Annotated in this window: 17 protein-coding genes; 11 read left to right on the top strand and 6 right to left on the bottom strand. The window is 72.4% G+C overall.

All coding sequences use genetic code 11. The features are described from left to right. The first annotated feature begins 262 nt into the window (after nucleotides 1–262). The 10 genes from OHS81_RS03530 (at nucleotide 263) to OHS81_RS03485 (ending at nucleotide 9390) form a co-directional block, all read left to right on the top strand. Nucleotides 263–871 (top strand): 2Fe-2S iron-sulfur cluster-binding protein, encoded by a 609-nt coding sequence (locus OHS81_RS03530; RefSeq protein WP_328382324.1) that lies wholly within the window; start codon nucleotides 263–265, stop codon nucleotides 869–871. Continuing rightward, the gene (locus tag OHS81_RS03525; protein ID WP_328382323.1) at nucleotides 868–1860 is read left to right on the top strand and encodes an FAD binding domain-containing protein; all 993 of its coding nucleotides are present in this window, start codon (nucleotides 868–870) and stop codon (nucleotides 1858–1860) included. The genes OHS81_RS03530 and OHS81_RS03525 overlap by 4 nt, the downstream gene beginning before the upstream one ends. After that, nucleotides 1857–4004, top strand: coding sequence for a xanthine dehydrogenase family protein molybdopterin-binding subunit (locus tag OHS81_RS03520; RefSeq protein ID WP_328382321.1), 2148 nt, complete (start codon nucleotides 1857–1859; stop codon nucleotides 4002–4004). Before OHS81_RS03525 ends, OHS81_RS03520 begins: the two co-directional genes overlap by 4 nt. 128 nt (nucleotides 4005–4132) lie before the next feature. Then, on the top strand, nucleotides 4133–5290 hold the full coding sequence (locus tag OHS81_RS03515; RefSeq protein ID WP_328382319.1) for an XdhC/CoxI family protein: 1158 nt from the start codon (nucleotides 4133–4135) through the stop codon (nucleotides 5288–5290). Between the two features lie 10 nt (nucleotides 5291–5300). Continuing rightward, nucleotides 5301–5477, top strand: coding sequence for a hypothetical protein (locus OHS81_RS03510; RefSeq protein ID WP_328382318.1), 177 nt, complete (start codon nucleotides 5301–5303; stop codon nucleotides 5475–5477). Nucleotides 5478–5806: 329 nt separating this feature from the next. Beyond that, entirely contained in the window at nucleotides 5807–6304 is a 498-nt protein-coding gene (locus tag OHS81_RS03505) for a SigE family RNA polymerase sigma factor (protein WP_328382316.1), read from the top strand. Then, the gene (locus tag OHS81_RS03500; RefSeq protein WP_328382314.1) at nucleotides 6297–6737 is read left to right on the top strand and encodes a hypothetical protein; all 441 of its coding nucleotides are present in this window, start codon (nucleotides 6297–6299) and stop codon (nucleotides 6735–6737) included. Before OHS81_RS03505 ends, OHS81_RS03500 begins: the two co-directional genes overlap by 8 nt. Before the next feature lie 76 nt (nucleotides 6738–6813). Continuing rightward, nucleotides 6814–8160: a mannosyltransferase family protein gene (locus tag OHS81_RS03495; protein WP_328382312.1), complete on the top strand. Its 1347-nt coding sequence runs from the start codon at nucleotides 6814–6816 to the stop codon at nucleotides 8158–8160. Nucleotides 8161–8260: 100 nt separating this feature from the next. Continuing rightward, nucleotides 8261–9034, top strand: coding sequence for a DUF72 domain-containing protein (locus tag OHS81_RS03490; protein ID WP_328382310.1), 774 nt, complete (start codon nucleotides 8261–8263; stop codon nucleotides 9032–9034). A gap of 62 nt (nucleotides 9035–9096) precedes the next feature. Next, a complete protein-coding gene (locus OHS81_RS03485) occupies nucleotides 9097–9390 on the top strand; it encodes an acylphosphatase (RefSeq protein WP_328382309.1) in 294 nt (97 codons plus the stop codon). A gap of 21 nt (nucleotides 9391–9411) precedes the next feature. Here the strand turns inward: OHS81_RS03485 and OHS81_RS03480 are convergent, their stop codons facing one another. The 6 genes from OHS81_RS03480 to OHS81_RS03455 all read right to left on the bottom strand — a co-directional run bounded on the left by OHS81_RS03480 (nucleotide 9412) and on the right by OHS81_RS03455 (nucleotide 18285). Continuing rightward, a complete protein-coding gene (locus OHS81_RS03480; protein WP_328382307.1) occupies nucleotides 9412–10857 on the bottom strand; it encodes a lanthionine synthetase C family protein in 1446 nt (481 codons plus the stop codon). Further along, nucleotides 10854–14033, bottom strand: a complete 3180-nt coding sequence (locus tag OHS81_RS03475) for a lantibiotic dehydratase (protein ID WP_328382305.1) — start codon at nucleotides 14031–14033, stop codon at nucleotides 10854–10856. Before OHS81_RS03475 ends, OHS81_RS03480 begins: the two co-directional genes overlap by 4 nt. A gap of 106 nt (nucleotides 14034–14139) precedes the next feature. Further along, complete coding sequence (locus tag OHS81_RS03470) at nucleotides 14140–14280, bottom strand: hypothetical protein (protein ID WP_164993100.1); 141 nt, start codon at nucleotides 14278–14280, stop codon at nucleotides 14140–14142. 461 nt (nucleotides 14281–14741) lie between these two features. Next, nucleotides 14742–15818, bottom strand: coding sequence for a UDP-N-acetylmuramate dehydrogenase (locus OHS81_RS03465; protein WP_328382302.1), 1077 nt, complete (start codon nucleotides 15816–15818; stop codon nucleotides 14742–14744). Nucleotides 15819–16105: 287 nt separating this feature from the next. Continuing rightward, complete coding sequence (locus OHS81_RS03460; protein WP_328382300.1) at nucleotides 16106–17119, bottom strand: 2-hydroxyacid dehydrogenase; 1014 nt, start codon at nucleotides 17117–17119, stop codon at nucleotides 16106–16108. After that, a complete protein-coding gene (locus tag OHS81_RS03455; protein ID WP_328382298.1) occupies nucleotides 17116–18285 on the bottom strand; it encodes a lactate 2-monooxygenase in 1170 nt (389 codons plus the stop codon). The genes OHS81_RS03460 and OHS81_RS03455 overlap by 4 nt, the downstream gene beginning before the upstream one ends. 115 nt (nucleotides 18286–18400) lie before the next feature. Between OHS81_RS03455 and OHS81_RS03450 the strand changes: the two genes are divergently transcribed. Continuing rightward, nucleotides 18401–19564: a PucR family transcriptional regulator gene (locus OHS81_RS03450; RefSeq protein WP_328390879.1), complete on the top strand. Its 1164-nt coding sequence runs from the start codon at nucleotides 18401–18403 to the stop codon at nucleotides 19562–19564. Nucleotides 19565–19604: the final 40 nt, after the last annotated feature.

Raw genomic sequence — 19604 nt, 5'->3', positions numbered from 1 at the left:
CCGGTGTGGACGACCCGTGACCACTGTGACCTGCCTACCGTCCAGCGCCTTCGCCGCCGGCGCTCCGAGCCGGCGCCGCCCGCACCCTGCCGCCTCTTCCCCCCACTGTCTTCCGAACTGTCCCCGGGATCGGGATCCTCCGTCGTCCGGTACTCCCGCTCCCGAGGGACAGGGACCGCTCGGCCTCCGGGCCGGCCGCGTCGGCATCAGGGCCCACGCCCCGACGCCCACCGCGCCTCCCATACGCGAAAGAAGGCTGAACATGGCCCTATCGACGTCCAGCGCCATCACCCTGAACATCAACGGCGAGAAGCACACGCTGCCCGTCGACCACCGCACCACTCTCCTCGACGCACTGCGCGAGCACCTGGATCTGACGGGTACCAAAAAGGGCTGCGACCACGGCCAGTGCGGGGCCTGTACGGTGCTGCTCGACGGACGCCGGGCCGTCGCGTGCCTGCAGCTCGCGGTGGCCGCCGAGGGGCGCGTGATCACCACCATCGAGGGCGTGGCGGAGGGCGAGCGACTGCATCCGGTGCAGCAGGCGTTCCTCGACCTGGACGGCTACCAGTGCGGCTACTGCACACCGGGCCAGATCTGCTCGGCGATCGCGGTGATCGAGGAGCATGCGGCGGGCTGGCCGAGTGCCGTGAGCGCGGACGTACGGCCCGAGGCGGGAGCGCCGCCGCTCACCGCCGATGAGATCCGGGAGCGGATGAGCGGCAACCTGTGCCGCTGCGGCGCCTATGTATCGATCGTGCAGGCGGTCGCGCAGGCGGCGCAGGCCGGTGCGGCGCCTGCCCCACCCGGGCCGCGGAAGGAAGGCGGCTCCTCCGCGGACCACGCGAACGATGCGGAGGCGACGGCATGAGGGAGTTCGGTTATCAGCGCGTGTTCGATGTCCCCGGTGCCCTCGCTCTGCTCGGCTCCGATCCCGAGGCGCGCGCGCTCGGCGGCGGCACCAATCTCGTCGACCTGATGAAGGCCGGGGTGGAGCGGCCCGCGCTGCTCGTCGACGTACGGGAACTCCCCCTGGACCGGATCGAGTCCGGGGCCGACGGCGGTCTGCACATCGGTGCGACCGTCACCAACAGCGAACTCGCCGCCCATCCCGAAGTGCGGCGCCACTACCCGGCGTTGGCGCAGGCCGTCCTGTCCGGTGCCTCGGGGCAGTTGCGCAATATGGCCACGGTCGGCGGGAATCTTCTCCAGCGCACCCGCTGCGGCTACTTCACCGACGCGACCAAGCCGTGCAACAAGCGGGACCCCGGCAGCGGCTGTCCCGCCATCGAGGGCGAACACCACAACCACGCGATCCTGGGCGCCTCCGCGCACTGCGTGGCCGTCCATCCGTCGGACATGGGGGTGGCCCTCACCGCCTTCGATGCCGTCGTCCGGTACGAAACGGCGGACGGACCGGCGGAGTTGCCGCTGGCGGAGTTCTATCGTCCCGTGGGCGCGACCCCGCACCTGGAGACGGCGCTGCCGCCCGGTGCGCTGATCACCGGTATCACCCTGCCCCCGGCCCCCGTTGCTGCCGTCTCCCGCTACCGGAAGGTGCGCGAGCGCGCGTCGTACGCGTTTGCCATCGGCTCGATCGCCGCCGCTCTCGACGTACGGGACGGAGCCGTCCGCGAGGTCCGCCTCGCCTTCGGGGCGGTGGCGTCCCGGCCGTGGCGGGCCCGGGAAGCCGAGCGGGTGCTGACCGGGGGACCGGCGAGCGCCGACGCCTTCGCCGCCGCCGCGGATGCCGAACTGTCAGGCGCCCGGACGCTGCCCCACAACGGATACAAGGTGACACTGATGCGCAACCTCGTCGTGGCCGTGCTGTCCGAACTCGCCGAGGAGGCCGCCCGATGACCACGACGACGGAAAGCCCCGCGGTGACGCCGGCCTCCGGCACCGCCCACACCCGCCTGGAGGGCCGGGACAAGGTCACCGGGGCGGCACGCTACGCGGGTGAGATCCCCTTCGCCGAACTCGCCCACGGCTGGCTGGTGTTGTCCACCATCGCCCGCGGCCGTATCCGCTCCGTGGAGTCCGGCGCCGTACTCGCCATGCCCGGTGTCCTCGCCGTCCTGCACCACGGCAACGCCCCGCGGGTCAACGGTTACTACACCAATGGCTTCGGGTCGGCCGAGCCGATCCTTCAGGTCTTCCAGCACGACCGTGTACCGCACGTCGGCTGGCCGGTCGCGCTGGTCGTCGCCGAAACCTCCGAGCAGGCCAGGGAAGCCGCCGAAACGCTGGTGGTCCACTACGACGAGGAGCCGCACGACATCGCCTTCTTCCCCGGACGCCCGGGGGTGCGCACACCGGATGGTTCCCCCGGCACGCCGACGGAGACGCAGAAGGGGGACCTGGCGGCCGAGCTTGCCGCGTCCGTTGTGGTCGTGGACGCGGAATACACCACGCCGGAAGAGCACCACAGCCCGCTGGAGCCGCATGCGGCGATGGCGCGCTGGGACAGCGGACGGCTCGAGGTCGTCGACTCCAACCAGGGCAGCAGGTTCGTCTCGGATGAGCTGGCGAAGCTGTTCTCGCTCGACCCCGCCTCGGTGCGGGTGCGGTCCGAGCACGTCGGCGGCGCCTTCGGGGCCAAGGCGACCCGTCCGCATGTGGTGCTCGCCGCCATGGCGGCAACCGTTCTCCACCGCCCCGTCCGGGTCGTACTGACCCGACGGCAGATGTTCTCCGTCATCGGCTACCGAAGCCCGACGGTGCAGCGGGTCAGACTCGGCGCCGACGCCGACGGACGGCTGCGCGCCTTCGACCACCAGGCGCAGTGCCTCACCTCCACCGTTCATGAATTCGTCGAGCGGAGCGCGCAGTTCGGACGGGTGATGTACGACGCGGACGCGCACCACACCGTCGACCGTGTCGTCCCGCTCGATGTGCCGACGCCGAGCTGGATGCGTGCGCCGGGCAAGGCCCCGGGTTCGTTCGCCCTGGAGTCCGCGCTCGACGAGCTCGCCGAGAAGTGCGGTATGGACCCGATCGCACTGCGGGCACGCAATGAACCGGAGGTGGGACCGCTCTCCGGTCTGCCGTTCAGCAGCCGTAATCTGCTCGCCTGTTTCCAGGAGGGCGCCGCACGCTTCGGTTGGGCGGACCGGGACCCGCGTCCCGGCACCCGCCGGGAAGGGCGCTGGCTGCTGGGCACCGGCACGGCTGCGGCCACCTTCCCCTCGGCGGCCGCCCCGTCCACAGCGGCGGTGACGGCCGAGGCGGACGGCACGTTCACCGTACGGATCACGGCGGCGGACGTCGGGACCGGCGCACGGACCGCGCTGGCCCTGATCGCCGCGGACGCGCTGGGGGTGGAACCGGCGCGCATCCGTATGAAGATCGCGGACAGCGATTTCGGGCCCGCGATGGTCGCCGGCGGCTCGATGGGTACCCGCTCCTGGGGCTGGGCCATCACGGCCGCGGTGCGTGAGCTGCAGGAACAGCGGACCCTGGGCGGGGCCATCCCGCCGCAAGGGATCACGGCACGGGCGGACACCGGCGAGGCCATCGGCGCACTGGCGAAGAAGGAACGGCACTCCTACGGGGCGCAGTTCGCCGAAGTCGCGGTGGATGTCACCAGCGGTGAGGTACGCGTCCGACGGATGCTCGGCATCTTCGCCGCGGGCCGGATCATCAATCCGCTGACCGCGCGCAGCCAATTCATCGGCGGAATGACCTGGGGCCTTTCCATGGCGCTGCACGAGGAGGCGGTCAGGGATCCGGCGTCGGGCGGCCATGTCGGCGCCGACCTCGCGGGCTACCACTTCGCCGCGCACGCCGATGTACCGCACATCGAAGCGGACTGGGTGGACGACCCGGACGAAGACGACCCGGTCGGGATCAAGGGCATCGGCGAGATCGGGATCGTGGGGGCCGCGGCGGCCATCGCCAACGCGGTCTGGCACGCGACCGGTGTGCGTCACCGGAACCTCCCGATCCGTCCGGACCGTGTCCTGCTGGCGGGAGGCGGGACAGGGAACAACGGAACCGGCTGAGCTCACAGGGGCGTCCGGGTTCGGCTCCCGTTCCGCACGGGCGTCCGGGGCTCGAGGACGTCCGCTCCGCAACGGGCCTTCGTGCAGGGCCTGCACGCCATGACCTGCACACCATGAGGAGAACCGAGATGCTGGACATTGCCGACGAGTTGAACCGGTGGATGGCGCAGGGGCGGGACTTCGCCGTTGCCACCGTCGTGGCCGTTGCCGGCAGCGCGCCGCGCAGCCCGGGCGCTGCCCTCGCCGTCGACAGCCGGGGTGTGGCCATCGGATCGGTCTCCGGCGGGTGTGTGGAAGCGGCGGTGTACGACCTGTGCACCCAGGCGCTCCAGGACGGCGGGACGGTCCTGGAGCAGTTCGGCTACAGCGCCGAGGACGCCTTCGCGGTGGGACTGACCTGCGGCGGGGCGATCGAGGTCCTGGTCACTCCGGTGCGGGCGGACACACCGGGCAGGAAAGTGTTCGCCGCGGCGCTGGCGGCCGCCGCTCAGGGGGAGCCGGCGGCGGTTGCCCGTGTGGCCCGGGGACCGGCCGCACTGCTCGGCAGAGCACTGCTCATACGCCCCGACGGCTCCTACGAAGGGGGACTCGACGGGCATCCGGAGCTGGACCGTGCGGCGGTGGTGGAGAGCCGCGCCCTGCTGGACACGGGGCGCACCGGCACGTTCGCCGTCTCGGAGACCGGATCGCGCTGCGCGGCAGACCTGACCCTGTTCGTCGAATCGAGCGTGCCGCCGCCCCGCATGATTGTCTTCGGCGCCATCGACTTCGCCGCGGCCCTGGTCCGTACGGGCAAGTTCCTCGGCTACCACGTCACCGTGTGCGACGCCCGTCCCGTCTTCACCACCCGGGCCCGCTTCCCGGAGGCCGACGACATCGTGGTCGACTGGCCGCACCGTTACCTCCAGCGCACCGACACCGACGGCCGCACGGTCCTGTGCGTGCTCACCCACGACGCCAAATTCGACATCCCACTGCTGCAGGAAGCCCTGCGGCTGCCGGTCGCCTTCGTCGGCGCCATGGGCTCACGCCGTACCCACGAGGACCGCAACCGCAGACTCCGCGAAGCCGGCGTCACCGCCTCCGAACTGGCCCGCCTCCGCTCCCCGATCGGCCTCGACCTCGGCGCCCGCACCCCCGAGGAGACCGCACTGTCCATCGCCGCCGAGATCGTCGCGGCACGCCATGGCGGCACGGGTGCCCCGCTGACCGGCTCCCGGACACCGATTCACCAGGAGGAGAAGGAGGGGGGAAGCACAGTGGCCGGAGCGCGGGTGCTCGCGTGACAGTTTTGTGATGCCCCTCTGCACCAAGTACGACGTGGGCGCCGACCTTGCGTTCACGGACGATGAGTGGGGCAAACTGCCTGGCTGGAGCAGCAAGGTGGGCGCAGGCCGGGCGGAGTTCCATGCTCACTTCTCAGTCGCCGTCGACCAGTTCACCCGCTGCTCGGACCGCCCGCGCTGGACGTGACCGTGGAGTCCCCGGGGCAGCCGGGCGGTTGGCGGTATGCGGGATGGCGCCGTGGCGGCAATGCGCTCCTTCTCGGGCAGGGGCCGGAACCCCTCTCCTTTTACGGGGCCGAGGAAGCCCGGGTCTTCATCGGCCCCCTACCTGCCGATGGGCGGTTTCCGCCGGCGGAGCAGCTGTGCGGTTTCGCTCAGTTCTGAGCCGGCGGTGCCGGATGCCGGTGGGCGACGGTCTGTGATGACCGTCACCCCGGAACTTTTCGTCCTGTGTCGACCGGATGCCGTGCGCCAGGCGTATGCGGGGGGAGACCGAAAAGAACCGGGGAGTGGCTGTTGACCGTCGAGGAGTTCGAAGAGTTTTACGCGCAGACGGTCGCCCGGCTGACCGGGCAGCTGTACGTGATGCTCGGCGATCAGCACGAGGCGCAGGATGTGGTGCAGGAGGCGTTCGCCAGGGGCTGGAGCCGGCGGCGTCAGCTCGACCGGAACGGTCAGCCCGAGGCCTGGATCCGTACGGTCGCCTGGCGCCTGGCGGTGAGCCGGTGGCGCGTACGGCGCCGTGCCGCGGATGCCTGGCAGCGTAGCGGCGCCCCGCCGCATGTCGAGGGCCCCGGGCCCGAATCGGTGGCCTTGGTGGAGGCGCTGCGGCAGCTGCCCGCCAATCAGCGGCGGACCATGACCCTGCACTACGTGTGTGACCTGACGGTGGAGCAGATCGCCGTCGAGACCGGGCTGTCCGCCAGCACCGTCAAGACCCATCTGGTCAGGGGCCGGACGGCACTCTCCCTTCGTCTGCAGGACCCGCGTATTGAGGAGGCACCCGGTGCCTGAACCCCATGACCTGCTGCGGTCGTTGTTCCAGGAAGCGGCCTCCACCGGGCAGTCCCGTGCGCGTTGTGCACCGGTCGGGCTCGTCGCCCGGCGCGGGGAGCGGCTGCGCCGTCGTCGGATCGCCGCGCTCGCGGCCGGCGCCTGCCTGGTCTTTGCCGGTACCGGTGCGGCCGCGGCCGTACTGTTGCCCGCCGGCCCGCGTACCGGTGTCCCGGCCGTCACCCCGTCTCCCTCCCGGCCGAGTGCCACCCCGAAACCCGTACCGACGCAGCCCCGCAGCACGTCGTCGGCGACCAGTACTCCCGTTCCCGGCCGCACCGCACCGGGCACGCCGCCCGCCACCGCGCCGCCCCGGACCGGCCAGGGAGCCCCGGGGGCGTCCGCCACCGCCACGCACGGCACGTCCCCTCCGTCCACCGCGCCACCGCGCTGACCCCTTTGCACCCTGACCCGGCGGTCCGGCCGCCGGGCGGTCCCGCACGCCCGAAACCACCGCAGGAGCTCCCGTTATGCCCGCCTCGTCGCCCCGTCTGCGCCGGACGCATCCGCCGCTCGCCACCAGTCCCGTTGCCGGACCACGGGCCCCCTCGGCGCCGGCACGCACCGCCGGTACGGCGATCCCGGGCGGCACGGCAGCCCCGAGCGGCGGCACAGCAGGCGACGCCGGCCCGGCCGGCCGCTCTCGCCCGACCCGCCCGCCGGAGCCGGAATCCCGCCGACGGCGCTACGTCCCCGGACCCGCCGACCGTGAGGTGCTGTGGCTGTATCTGCTGACCCGGGCCGGGATCTGGACCACTGCCTACTGCACCCGATGGCTGTTTCCCGACGACCCTGCGACCCATCACGCCGCCGACTTCCTCGAGACGTGGCAGCGCTGGGACTGGGGGCACTTCCTGCACATCGCCCGTGAGGGCTACTTCCCCGGCCAGGCAGGGCCGTGGATGAACGGCTGGGACAACAGGGAAGCCTTCTTCCCCGGCTTCCCCCTCCTCCTGCGGGCCGTCCACACCGTCGTCCCGCACTGGGCCACCGCAGGCCTGCTGATTTCCTTCGTCTCCGGCGCCGTCGCCGTCCTGGCGCTCGCCCGGATCGCCCGGCTGCACCTGCCCGACGAGCGCGCCGGGCGCCGCGCCGTCCTCTTCCTGCTGCTCTCACCGTGCGCGATATTCCTGGCGGCGGGGTACACCGAAGCGCTCTTCCTGGCGCTCGCGCTGCCGGCCTGGCTCGCCGCCCAGCGGCAGAACTGGCCCGCCGCGGCCGCCCTGGCCGCGCCGGCCACCGCCGTCCGGGTCAGCGGCCTCTTCCTCGCCGCCGCCCTCGCCGTCCACTTCGTCGTCACCGTCCGCACCCGCCGGCAATGGCGCGCGCTGCCGTGGCTGGCGCTTCCCGCGCTGCCGCCCCTCGTCTACAGCGGGTATCTCCGGATGCACACCGGCGACTGGATGGCCTGGAAGCACGCCGAAGAACGCGGCTGGTACCGCGACTTCCACGCCCCCTGGGAAGCCTGGCTGAACACCTGGCATGCCGCCTTCGCCGAGTCACTGCCCACCGGGTACGCCCTGATGTCCCAGGCCGAACTCCTCGCCATGGTGGTCGGCCTGCTGCTCGCCGGGGTGCTGGTCCGGCGGCGCCGCTGGCCGGAGGCCGTCTACGTCGGCCTCAGCCTGTGGGCCCTGGGCACCTCGTACTGGTACACCTCCATACCCCGCGCCACACTCCTGTGGTGGCCCTTGTGGGTCCTCCTGGCCGGATGGAGCCTGCGCGCTCCGCGCGTGAAAACCGTGTACCTCTGCCTCGCGGCGCCGCTGATGACGGTCTTCGCCCTCACCTTCCTGTCCGGACGGTGGGCCGGGTGACGCCGCCCCGCCGGACGGGCCCCGGCTGATAGCCGCTGCCCGGCTGATAGCCACCGCCCCGGCTGATAGCCGGCGACCCGGACCGGGCAGGGATCCGGTCATGACCGTCCTCGTCGGGACGTCCGGCTGGCAGTACAAGGACTGGCGCGGCGTCCTCTACCCGCACGACCAGCCGCAGCGGCTGTGGCTGGAGGAGTACGCGCGGCAGTTCGTCACCGTCGAAAGCAATGCCGCCTTCTACCGGCTGCCCGAGGAGAAGACCTTCGCCGCCTGGCGGGACCGCACCCCCGACGGGTTCGTGATGGCGGTCAAGGCGAGCCGCTATCTGACGCACATCAAGCGGCTGCGGGATCCGCAGGAGCCGGTCGGGCGGCTGATGTCGTGCGCCGCCGCCCTGGGCCCCCGGCTCGGGCCCGTCCTGCTCCAACTGCCGCCCACGCTGCCCGCGGACGCCGGGCTGCTCGATGCCTGCCTCGGCTGCTTCCCGGCCGGTACCCGAGTGGCGGTCGAACCCCGCCACGCCTCGTGGTGGACCGCGGAGATCCGCGCCGTGCTGGAGCGCCGGGGTGCCGCGCTGTGCTGGGCGGACCGGGGCTCGCGGCCCGTGACGCCCCTCTGGCGTACCGCCGACTGGGGGTATCTGCGCTTCCACGGGGGCCGTGCGCAACCCGGGCCCCGCTACGGCAGGCAGGCGCTCACCACCTGGGCACGGCGGATCGCCGGCACCTGGCCGGAACGGGCCGACGTCCACACCTACTTCAACAACGACACGGGCGGGGCCGCCGTCCTCGACGCCGTCCGCTTCGCCCGCGCCGTGTCGGCCACCGGACGCTCCGTGAGCCGTACGCCGCCCGGGCGTGGCTCCGCCCGCTGACCGCGGGGGCGGGATATATCTGCGCTCGTACCGCCCCGGCGAGCGAACGAGGTGAGGCACGGATGATCCGCAGACGGGTGGTGGTCTCCGGAGACGTGCAGGGGGTGTTCTTCCGCGACACCTGCCGGCGCCTGGCCGACGAGCACGGAGCCGCCGGCTGGGTACGCAACCTGTCCGACGGGACGGTGGAGGCCGTGTTCGAGGGGGAACCCGAGCACGTAGGGAAACTGGTCGACTGGGCACACGAGGGTCCGCCCATGGCGACCGTCAACACCGTGTCCGTCCATGAGGAAGAGCCGCAGGGGCTCACGGGCTTCGAGATCCGGCCGACACCCGGCGGGTTCCAGGGAGCGTGACCACACTCCCTGGCCACGCCTTCAGCCCATGAGCAGCGCCGCGTCCCAGCCGTTGCGCCCGACGGGGGCGGCTCCCCGGCGGGCGTCGGCGTAGTCGGCCAGTACGAGGGCGATTCCGGTGGCGCCGTCCAGCAGTCCGGGGTGGTGGACACGGTGCGGGGCGGTCTGCGAAGACGGTGACGGCGGGGGCGCGGGCGGCAGAACGTGGGTGTAGCCGAAGGGAGTTCGCTCGTCGAATTCCGCGAGGAGTTCCCGGGCGAGGGCGTCCGCGGCCGCCCACAATGCGGGGCGTCCGGTGGCGGCGGCCATGCGGACGGTGGTGTGGAGGACGCCCGCACGGCCGTGGCACAGGCCCGGGTCGTCGGACGCCGGCCCGTCCTGGGTGCGAGGTGCGAGGGCGCCGATCGCCTCCTCGGCCAGTGCTGTCATCCGGTGGTCGCCGAGCGCCTGCCCGGCCAGATGGAGGCTCCAGGCGATACCGGATGTCCCGTAACACCAGCCCGGTCTGCTGCGGGTCCCCGCCTGCGTGGAGGAGCGGCGCCGGGAAGGCTCTCCGGGGCGGCCCGGGAAGGCGACCCTGCCGGGCCATTGCATGCTGTGGCCGTCGGTGTACCCGATGCTCTGCACCCAGTCGGCCATCCGCCGGATGGCGTCCGGCATCCCCGGTACCCGGTGCCCGGAGCGGTGGGCCAGTGACAGCAGCGCGAGCGGACCGCAAATCCCGTGGGCGACACCGACGTTGAAGTCACCTCTCGGGAACTCCTGGCGGTCGCGTGGGACGAGGTACCGGTCGGGTGCGCACCACCATCCCGGCACCTGGATGCCGTCTTCTTCCACGGGGCGGCCGGAGCGGACGGGGTGGCCGGGGTCGACAAGACGGACGGGGTGGCTGATGCCGACGAGAAAATGCAGGACGTCGTCGAGAGCCGGTACGCACCGCTCGTCGCCGTGGTCGGCCGCCAGCAGGAGGCTGCGCCCTTCTCCCGCCAGGCCCGCGATCGCGTCGTAGTCGCCGTACGCCAGCCCGGGGCCGTGCTCCTGCCGTCGTGCGACGAGGTGGGCGACGCGGGCCCGGACGTAGGCGGCATGGACCTCGGCGCAGCGTGCCAGCAGCCGGGCGTATCCGCCGTGTGCGTTCGCGTGCAGCCGCGCGGGCAGCAGCAGGTCGCCGACCGCGGCCGGGCCGGCCTCGGTGGCCGCCGCCACGGCCGCCGCGAGATGGGAGTGCCCGAGGGCCGCGTACCGGGTGTCGTTGCGGGCGCACCGGGTGTGCAGCAGCGCGATGCCGGGGTGTCCGGTCAGCAGCGAGGCGGGCTGCCAGCCGGCCTGCCGCAGCTCGACGGGCAGCGCGCCGAAGGCGTCGCGGGCGGCGCCGGCCACCTGCTCCGGGGTGCTCAGCAGGTCGGCGACGCGGTGGGCGACGGCCGACGCCGCGTCGCACAGCGCATGGGGTGTGGTCGGTGTCATCGGTTGTGCCGCTTCCGGCCGAGCCACAGTGCGAGCGCTTCACGGGCCGTCACATGGGCCGAGAGTTCCTGTTCGGGGCGGGGGCCGAACAGCCGGTTGCAGTGCAGATGCGTCAGGCTCAGGGCGATCCGTCCCGTCCGGTCCCCGTCTCCTTCACCGGCGGGAAGCACCTCGCGCAGACCGGTCAGCGCCGGGCCGCGGGTGCTCCATCCGACGCCCCAGCCGTCCGCGGCGGCCGGTGGCCGGGGCCTGCCGTGCGGGTCCAGCAGCGCGGCGACGGCCTGCTTCCGGGCTCGCGGTACGTCCTTGCGGTGCGCCAGTACGGAAGGGGTGCTGAGCCACCCGAGCGCCTGCTCCGGGGACCCGAGGTGGGTGAGGATGTCGAGGATGCCCAGCGCGGCCGGCAACGTCGGATCGCCCAGCTGGTCGGGTGACATGGCCAGCAGACTGACGACGGATGTGCTGTCGGCGTGGAAGAAGTGCTCGGCGTGCGGGAGTGCGGCCGGGCCGCCGTACCGCTCGGTCTCGGGCTCATAGGTGTCCAGGACCACCTTGGCGAGCAGCCCCGCTTCCGTGCGTGCCTGCGCCCAGGAGTGGAGCTCGGGCAGCAGCACCGGCCACAGGGATTCCGGCTTGCCGTGGAAGCGCAGCCGGATGTGGGGTGCCGGATCCTCGTAACGGAGGAAGAACCACAGGTCGGCGCCCGCTCTGCGGAGCAGGCGGGGGTCGGTCAGCGGTGCGAGGTGACGGGCCAGCACCTCCGTCTGGCGGGCCCGGGGCAGGTAGATCTTCGCGTAGAGCCATGCGCCGCCGGGCAGCTGAGCGCGCGTTCCGCGGCCGCTGTCCGTGCCCCGCGCCGGGGGCGGGACCGGCACCGGAACGGGGAGGTCCTGCCGGGTGTCGTGGGAGGTGCCGCGGCCGGTGGGCCGGGCGAGGACGGGAAAGAAGAACTCCGCGGCATGGGAGCCCTCGGGCCCCCGGAACCACTGCCTCCCGGCTGCGCCTGCGAACTGCTCCACCACCGCCAGGCCGGGGGAGCGCCGCACCTCGTCGCGGAAGGCCATGAGGTGCAGGGGGTCGTCGAGGTCCGCCGCGATGCGGTGGTCCGCCTTGGTGAGCAGCACCTGCCGTGGCACGTCCCACCGCTGCCGCCACTGCCCGACCTGCCGCTCCCACTCCTCGTCCCCGCCCTCGGCCGCGGCACGCAGGGCCCGGTCCGGCAGCCAGCGCGCCGGGCAGAGCACGGTCCGGCCGTGGCGCACCCGGGGCAGCGCGGGCGCCGAGGCCCAGCTGCCCCAGCTCCACGGCGCGCAGAAGGCCTGCCCCTCCTGCCCGAGTTCGAGCAGGAACCGGGCCACAGACGGAAGATGGCCGCTGCCGGGATGGAGCATCGAGTACGACAGCGGCCGCACCCGGCGGCCGGTCGAGGTGTCGACGAGCCGGAGGCGGTCTGCGTCCGCGTACACCGCCAGGTTCTCCAGGCGCAGATCGTCTGCGGTCTTCGCCACGGCGGGCCCGACGCCCAGGGGGAGGCGATGGGACAGCCACTGCGGGACGGCGGACACATTGCCGGAACGGGCCACCCTGGGCCGGTAGGCGACACACGCCGGGATCTCGTCCTTGGGTGCGGTCCGTTCGGCGTGCCGGGCCAGATCCCGGATCCGGTCGGCCGACCGGTCGTCGAGCACCGGCGCGAAGCGGCTGAACACCGCCCCGGCCAGCGGTGACACCGCATGAGGGCTGAGCACCAGATGGAAATCCCCGCCGCACAGGGCGTCCCAGTCCGGTGTCACCAGCTCGGCTCCCACCTCCATGCTCGGTGGGGCCGGCCCGCGCTCCGCCGGCTCCAGGGCGCATACGGCCTCCTCATCGAGGGCCACTTCCCCGCTGCCGCGGCGGGCGGCGTCCATCAGCAGCTCGCCGAGAACGCGGTCGCGCGCGAGGGCATCGGCGGCGGGCGCGGCGGACGTGGCCGCCGGCGGGGCACCGTGCTGCCGGTCCTCGGGAGGAAGCCCCAGCCCCCGGGCCTCGTCGAGCAGTTCCAGCACCGGGACCGGCCGGTCGGTGCCGTACCGCTCGAGAAAGGCCAGATGGTAATCGCGGAGGTGCGGGGTGCCGCGGTGCACGGGGGAGGTCCGCCACAGCACCGTCGCGGCGCGCTCCGCTTCCCGGGCCACCTCGTGCGGCAGGGTCAGCCGTACGTCCAGCGCCAGATCCGCCTGGAGGACGTCCGTGGCCGGATGCAGTGCCTGCATCCGTGTAAGGACCGCGGTCAGCCGGGCGGGCCGGGAGTCCGGTGGCGCGGCGTCCAGGAAGCGCAACTTGTCCCTGATGACAGACAGTTGACGGATCGTCGGATGGTCAACGCCGTGCAGCAGGTCGCAGAGGTGGTCGAGCGGGGTGGTGCAGTCGGGCGGCGGGGTCAGCTCGCTGAGCAGGAAGCGGCCGCGGACGAGCTGCGCGATGCTGTTTTCGACCGCGCCCTCGGGCGCCTGAGGGAACTCCCGCTTTCCCTCCTCCACCAGTGCGGGGAACGGCGTGGGCCGGGCCGCTGCCGCCAGGAGGTGACGGACCACCCGGGTGTGGCGTACCGAGCCGGTCCACTGCCGGGTCCCGGTGCGGTCATGGTGGTCGACCAGGACCAGCCGGCCGTCCCGTACGGTGTGCAGGTTGTTGGCGGTGAGCCGTGCACGCTGCCATACGGCCGGGGCGTCGAGCAGCGTCGCCAGAACGCCGTCCAGCCAGTCCGCGTCCGGCCGGGTCACACTGCGCCCGCCACCGGCCGGCTCCCACGCGGGGGCGGCTCCGAATCCGGCGACACCGACCCCCGCGAAGAAGCCGAACGGGGTGGGGCGGTGGGACATCCGCGAGTGGTACTTCGTCAGTGACACCGCGATACGGCGCAGCGATTTGATCCGCAGCCGCTCTCCCGCGATCACTCGGCCCACCTCCGCCGCGAGGCTTGCGCTGGCGAGGTTCACCGCCTCCATGAGCCGTGGATCGGCAGCGAGCCGGTTCACCTGACGGCGCAGCCGGCCCTCTTCGTCGTCCGGGTCCCCGACGACGGCCGGCCGCGGGGGCGGGGCCGGTACGTCGTCCGTGGGCAGGGGGAGGGCCGCGGCCCGTACCAGAGCCACCTCCCCGCACGTGAAATCGACGTCGCTCCTGCCGCCCATGACCCTCTCCGCCCCGTTCCCCGCCCACCGCTTCTCCTGACAACGGCGCGGGGCGGCGGGACGACGTCCTCGGTGCCGCCCCGCACCGCTGTCTCAGCAGCTCGTCTCAGCAGCTCCAGGAGGTGACCGGACAGACCTGCGTCATGAGCTTCGACTCCTGCGCACTCATGGCGACCGTGGCGGAATCCGTGATTTCCATGTCGAGGTCGAGGTCGAATTCGTCCATGCTGGTGATGATGTTCTCCATGGTCCCCTCCAAAGAAAGATGTGTTAATCCCGGATTGTGTCCGGTTGTTGCAAAGGGATTTCGCAACCGCCGGTCATTTCATCGGAGGGTGCATGTCATGTCAAGCATGGAGAGGTGTGCTCCGCTTCTCGTGGATTCCGGAATGACGGAATCCGGTTCGGTTCCTTGCGGCTCCGTATTCCGGCGGCAGAGCGAGTGAGCAGGGGGCGCCCTCCCCGGCCGTTCGAGCCATCAAGAATGGCTTGAACATCACGTCAGGGAAAAGGACTTGCTCGTGCCCGACAAAAGCGTACGAGAGGGAAAGGGGCGTCGCGGAATGCCGCTGTGCGTCCGGCCGGGCTCCCAACGGACCCCTTGTCGCCTGCCTTCCGGGTATTCGGCTCCGGGTGAATGCCGAATCATCGGGCCGTGAAACCGGAAAGGCGACGTGAGTTCCCTCACCCCCGGAGAAGGGGCTGATATCAGAGGAAGTCGACTTCGGAGGTGAGCCGCACTCCCGTACGGCGCAGGACCTCCTGGAACACGAGGTCGATGGCCCGGGTGAAACCGGTGGCGCTCGCGCCCTCCTCGGCGACCAGGGTGTAGTGCAGGGAGGAAATCCGTACGCCGGTGACGATCGGCTGACGCAGCTCGAATCCGGCCTGCCGGATGAGCCAGCTCGCGCTCACCCGTATCGAGCCGTCGGGGAAGCGGTTCACCGGTGCGTGGCGCGCCCGCAGGTCGTCGGCCTGGGCGGGGGAGATCTCGGGGCTGAGGAACACACTGCCGACCGAGCGGTCGTCGGCGCCACTGCACCCCAGCACCATGCCCTTGCTCTTCCGGACGGTGAGCACCGCCCGGCCCACCTCGCCCAGCGGCACCCTGCTCCCGGCCGGTACATCGAGCTCGGCGGCGACCGTCCGGTAGGTGACCGGCGCGCTCAGCCGGGACCGGCGCAGCGCGAACACCAGGCTCAGTACGGTCCAGCGGCGGGAGCGTTTGAAGACGCTGGTGCGGTGGCCCAGGCCGCAGGCCGCGGCATCCATGGTCACCTTGCGGCGCAACGTCCAGTCCCATGCCGTCACTTCGACCAAGGTGTCGGCGGTCTCCTGACCGTAGGCGCCGACATTCTGGACGGGGGTGGCGCCGGCGGTCCCGGGGATGCCCACCAGCATCTCCATACCGGTCAGGCCCTCGGCGACGGTGGCGTCGACCAGATCGGCGAGCGGATGACCGGCCTGCACCTCGACCAGCACCCGCCCGTCGGCGGTGCTCCCGGCCATGCGGATGCCCCTGGTGCACATCCGCAGCACGGCGCTGTCGCATCCGGCGTCGCCGGCCAGGACGTTGCTTCCCTCGCCCAGGCAGACGGGCTCGCCGGGAAAGGTGCGGGCCAGCGCCACGAACCCGGGGAAATCCGCGGGGTCGTACAGCTCGACAAGGGCCGCCGCCGGTCCGCCGATGCCCAGCGTGGTCATCGGCGCGAGCGGTGCCTGGTGGGTGACGCGCATGTGTTCCTGTTTCTCCTGGCTGCCGTTCCGGGTCCGGAGGGCCGCCACGGGTGAGGAACCGGCCCGGCCGGCCGGGTGATCGGCGGGACGTTGTCCATGGTGATCACAACGGAGCCGGACCGGTACCGCACCGATGCGCCGAACATTGGCCGGAATCAGGGGCAAAGCCGCGTGTGGCGAGCCGGGAAAGGCAGGGGAATGGGCGCGCGAGAGACCCCGGCGGCCGGCCGCTCCCGCACGGGCGCGGCATCGGCCGGTCGTGCGGGAGCAGCCGGCACCGGAGAGCGCCGGCACTGGAGAGCGCCGGCACCGGAGAGCGCCGGCCCGGTGTGGCGTTACGAGACGATGTCCCGCAGCGGCTTGCCCTCCAGGTGGCCGAGGACATTCTGTACGGCGGCCAGCGCGATGCGGACCAGCGTCTCGCGGGTGACCCCCGCGACGTGCGGGGAGAGCACCACGTTCGGGGCCTTGAGCAGACGCAGGGCCGCCGTGGGCGGTTCGGGGTCGAAGACGTCGATACCGGCGCCGGCGAGAGTGCCGGCTGCCAGGGCGTCCGCGAGCGCGTCCTGGTCGATCAGGGCGCCGCGGGCGGTGTTGATCACAAAGGCGGTGGGCTTGAGGAGCGCCAGGCGCTCCGCGTCGAGCAGATGGCGGGTCCGCTCGGTGAGCGGGGCGTGCAGGGTGATGTAGTCGGAGGTGCGCAGCAGTTCGTCGAGACCGAGATGACGGGCACCGCCCAGGCGGGCCGCGGTCTCCTCGGCGACCGGCTTCGGCCCGGAGTAGACGATGTCCATGTCGAACGCGAGGGCGCGGCGGGCGACTTCCTCGCCGATGTGGCCCAGGCCGATGATGCCGAGGGTCTTGCCGGACAGCTCGGTGATGGACTGCTGCAGGCGCGGCAGTGCCCAGTCGGCCTCGGTGAGCGCCGTATGGGCCGGGACCAGCTGCTTGGCCAGGGCGAGCATCAGGGCGAAGGTCTGCTCGGCGACGTTCTGCTTCTCCGCGCCGCTGGAGCCGATGTTGCAGACCGGGATGCCTCGTTGGCGGGCCGCGTCCAGGTCGACGTAGTCGAAGCCGTGGCTGGCGCACTGGACGACCTCCAGGTCCGGTGCCGCGGCGAGATGACCGGCGGTGACCGGGCCCAGGCCGGTGATCAGGAGATGGGCCTCGCGCAGCGCCACCGGGTCCTCGTCGGTCGTCTCGACGACGGTGACCCGGGCCTGCCCGGGAAAGAGGCCGGCCAGCGCGGCTCCGGCTGCGCGGCCGCCGACATGCGGCGAGACGACGGCGAGGACGTTGCGCACGGGGTGCGGCTGCGTGGTGGAGGACGACTCCGGCGAGCTGGTCATACGGATTCCTTGATGAGGTCGTCGGCGGTCAGCGTGTCCGGGCGGGAGTGCCCGGACAGGGCGAGGGTCAGGTCGAGTTCGGCGAGCAGACAGCGGATGACGTGCTCGACGCCCGCCTGCCCGTCGAGGCCGAGGCCATAGGCGTACGGGCGCCCCACCAGCACCGACTTCGCGCCCAGGGCCAGCGCCTTGAAGATGTCGTCACCCGTGCGGATGCCGCTGTCGAAGAGCACGGTGAGCCGGTCGGCCGCCGCCTCCACGACACGGGGCAGCGCATCGGCGGCGGCGACGGAGCCCGCCACCTGGCGGCCGCCGTGATTGGAGACGACCACACCGTCCATCCCGGCCTCCGCGGCCCGCAGGGCGTCCTGGGGGTGCAGGATGCCCTTGAGCACGATCGGGCCGTCCCAGTTCTCGCGCAGGAACGCCAGGTCCGGCCAGGTCTTGGCGGGGTCGGCGAACATCCCCAGGAAGTGCATCACGGCCGCGTTCGGGTCCTCGTGCACCGGTTTGGCGAGCCCCGCACGGAACGCGGGATCGGTGAAGTAGTTGGCGGTGCCCACGCCGTGCAGGAACGGCAGGTACGCCTGGTCGAGGTCGCGCGGCCGCCAGGCGAGGAGCGGGGTGTCGAGGGTGACGAACAGAGCGGTGTACCCGGCCGCTTTCGCCCGGTGCAGAAAGCTCCTGGTGACCTCGCGGTCCTTGGCCCAGTACAGCTGGAACCACCGCTCCCCGTCGCCCATCGCCTCGGCGACCTCTTCCATGGGGGTGCTGGAGGCGGAGGACAGGATGTACGGCACGCCCTGGGCCGCGGCGGCGCGGGCGGCGCCGGGCTCGGCGTCGGGATGCATGATCGACAGCACGCCCACCGGCGCCAGCGCGAGCGGCGCGGGCAGCGCCCGGCCGCACACCTCCACGGACAGATCGCGTTCGTGCACCTCGCGCAGCATCCGCGGGACGATCCGATGACGGTGCAGCGCCGCCCGGTTGGCGTCGGCGGTGCTCCCGGTGCCCGCGCTGCCGGCCACATAACCGACCGGACCGGGACCCAGGCGCCGCTCGGCAAGCTCCTCCAGCCGCGTCAGATCGGTCGGCAGCCGCGGTACGGCGCCTGTCATGCCGTGGAGATAGATCTCGTACTGGAAGTCCGCCCAGTGCTTCGCCATCCGTACGTCCCGCCTCTCGTCGCTGAGACTGCGTGCTCACCCGAGATCCTGGCGACAGTGACCACACCCGTCCACCGCGGTGCGCACAACACGCGGGTGGAATCATCACCCTGTGATGAAGGAACGGGAGCGCATCCGGCAGCGGCTGATCGCCGACCCCGGAGTGGTCGCGACGCTCGTCACCGCCGTGCGCGAGCAGGTCCCGGCCTATGCCGCCCTCGATGACAGCCGCCTCCACGAGGTGCGCGCCATCGCCGCCTGGGCGCTGGACCGGTTGCTCCACCTCTGGGTCACCGACGGCGCCCTCACCCCCGCCGACCTCCGCCGGTTCCGCGGGATCGCCGCGGCGCGGGCCGCGGACGGCCGCCCGATGCAGGCGGTCCTGAGGGCCTACCGGGTCGCGGCGACGGTGCTGACGGACGAGATCGCGGCTGCGACGCCCCCGCCGGCTGCACCGGACGCCTTCGCCCTCGCCCGGATGGCGCTGACCACCCTGGACACCCTCTCCGAGGAGATGGCCACCGCCTACACCGCCACCAGCGAAGATCTCACCGCGGACCGCGACCGGGCGCTGCGGCTGCTCCTCGACGACCTGATCGCGGGACGGCACGCCTCCATCGGCGCGCTGACCGACCGGGCCGCCCGGCTGGGCAGACAACTCCCGGACCCCTACTGCCTGTTGGTGGCCGAGCCGGCCGATGCGGACGGTGCGGGCGTGACGCAGGAGACGGCCGCCGGGCTCCTGTCCTCGTTCGGCGGCCACGGCGGCGGCCCCACCCCGCTGGTGACGGTCCGGGGCTCGCGCGCCGTCCTGCTGCTGCCCGCCGCGGCCGGTGCGTCCGCGCCCCGGGTCCTGGGGGAGCGGGGCCTGCGGGGCTGTGCCCTCTCAGGGGAGAGCCTGGACCGGATCGCCGTCGCCTACCGTCTCGCGGCCGATGCGCTGGACACCGCACCCGCGCACGCCCACCACCCCGAGCGGGTCCTGACGGACGGCGATGCCCAGGTGCTGGCGCTCCTCGGCGGACGTCCCGCCACCACTCCCGAGCAGATCAGCCGGTTGATCCTCGGGCCGCTCCTCCTGCCCGGCCGGCGGCACCTCATGGACGCGCTCACCACCTACCTCGACACGGGCTCCGCGAACGCCGCGGCCCGCAGGCTCGGCCTGCACCCCCAGTCGCTGCGCTACCGGCTGCGCCGGATCGGTGACCTCACCACGCGGGACCCGCGCGACCCCTGGCAGCGGCTCACCCTGGACATCGCCCGGACGATCGCGCACTGAGGGGCCGGCGGTGCCGCAGCCCGCCCCTTTATCCGTACGG

It is taken from the genome of Streptomyces sp. NBC_00400 (assembly GCF_036048035.1).
Classification (GTDB): Bacteria; Actinomycetota; Actinomycetes; order Streptomycetales; family Streptomycetaceae; genus Streptomyces.
This window is presented reverse-complemented; position numbering and strand designations above follow the sequence as displayed.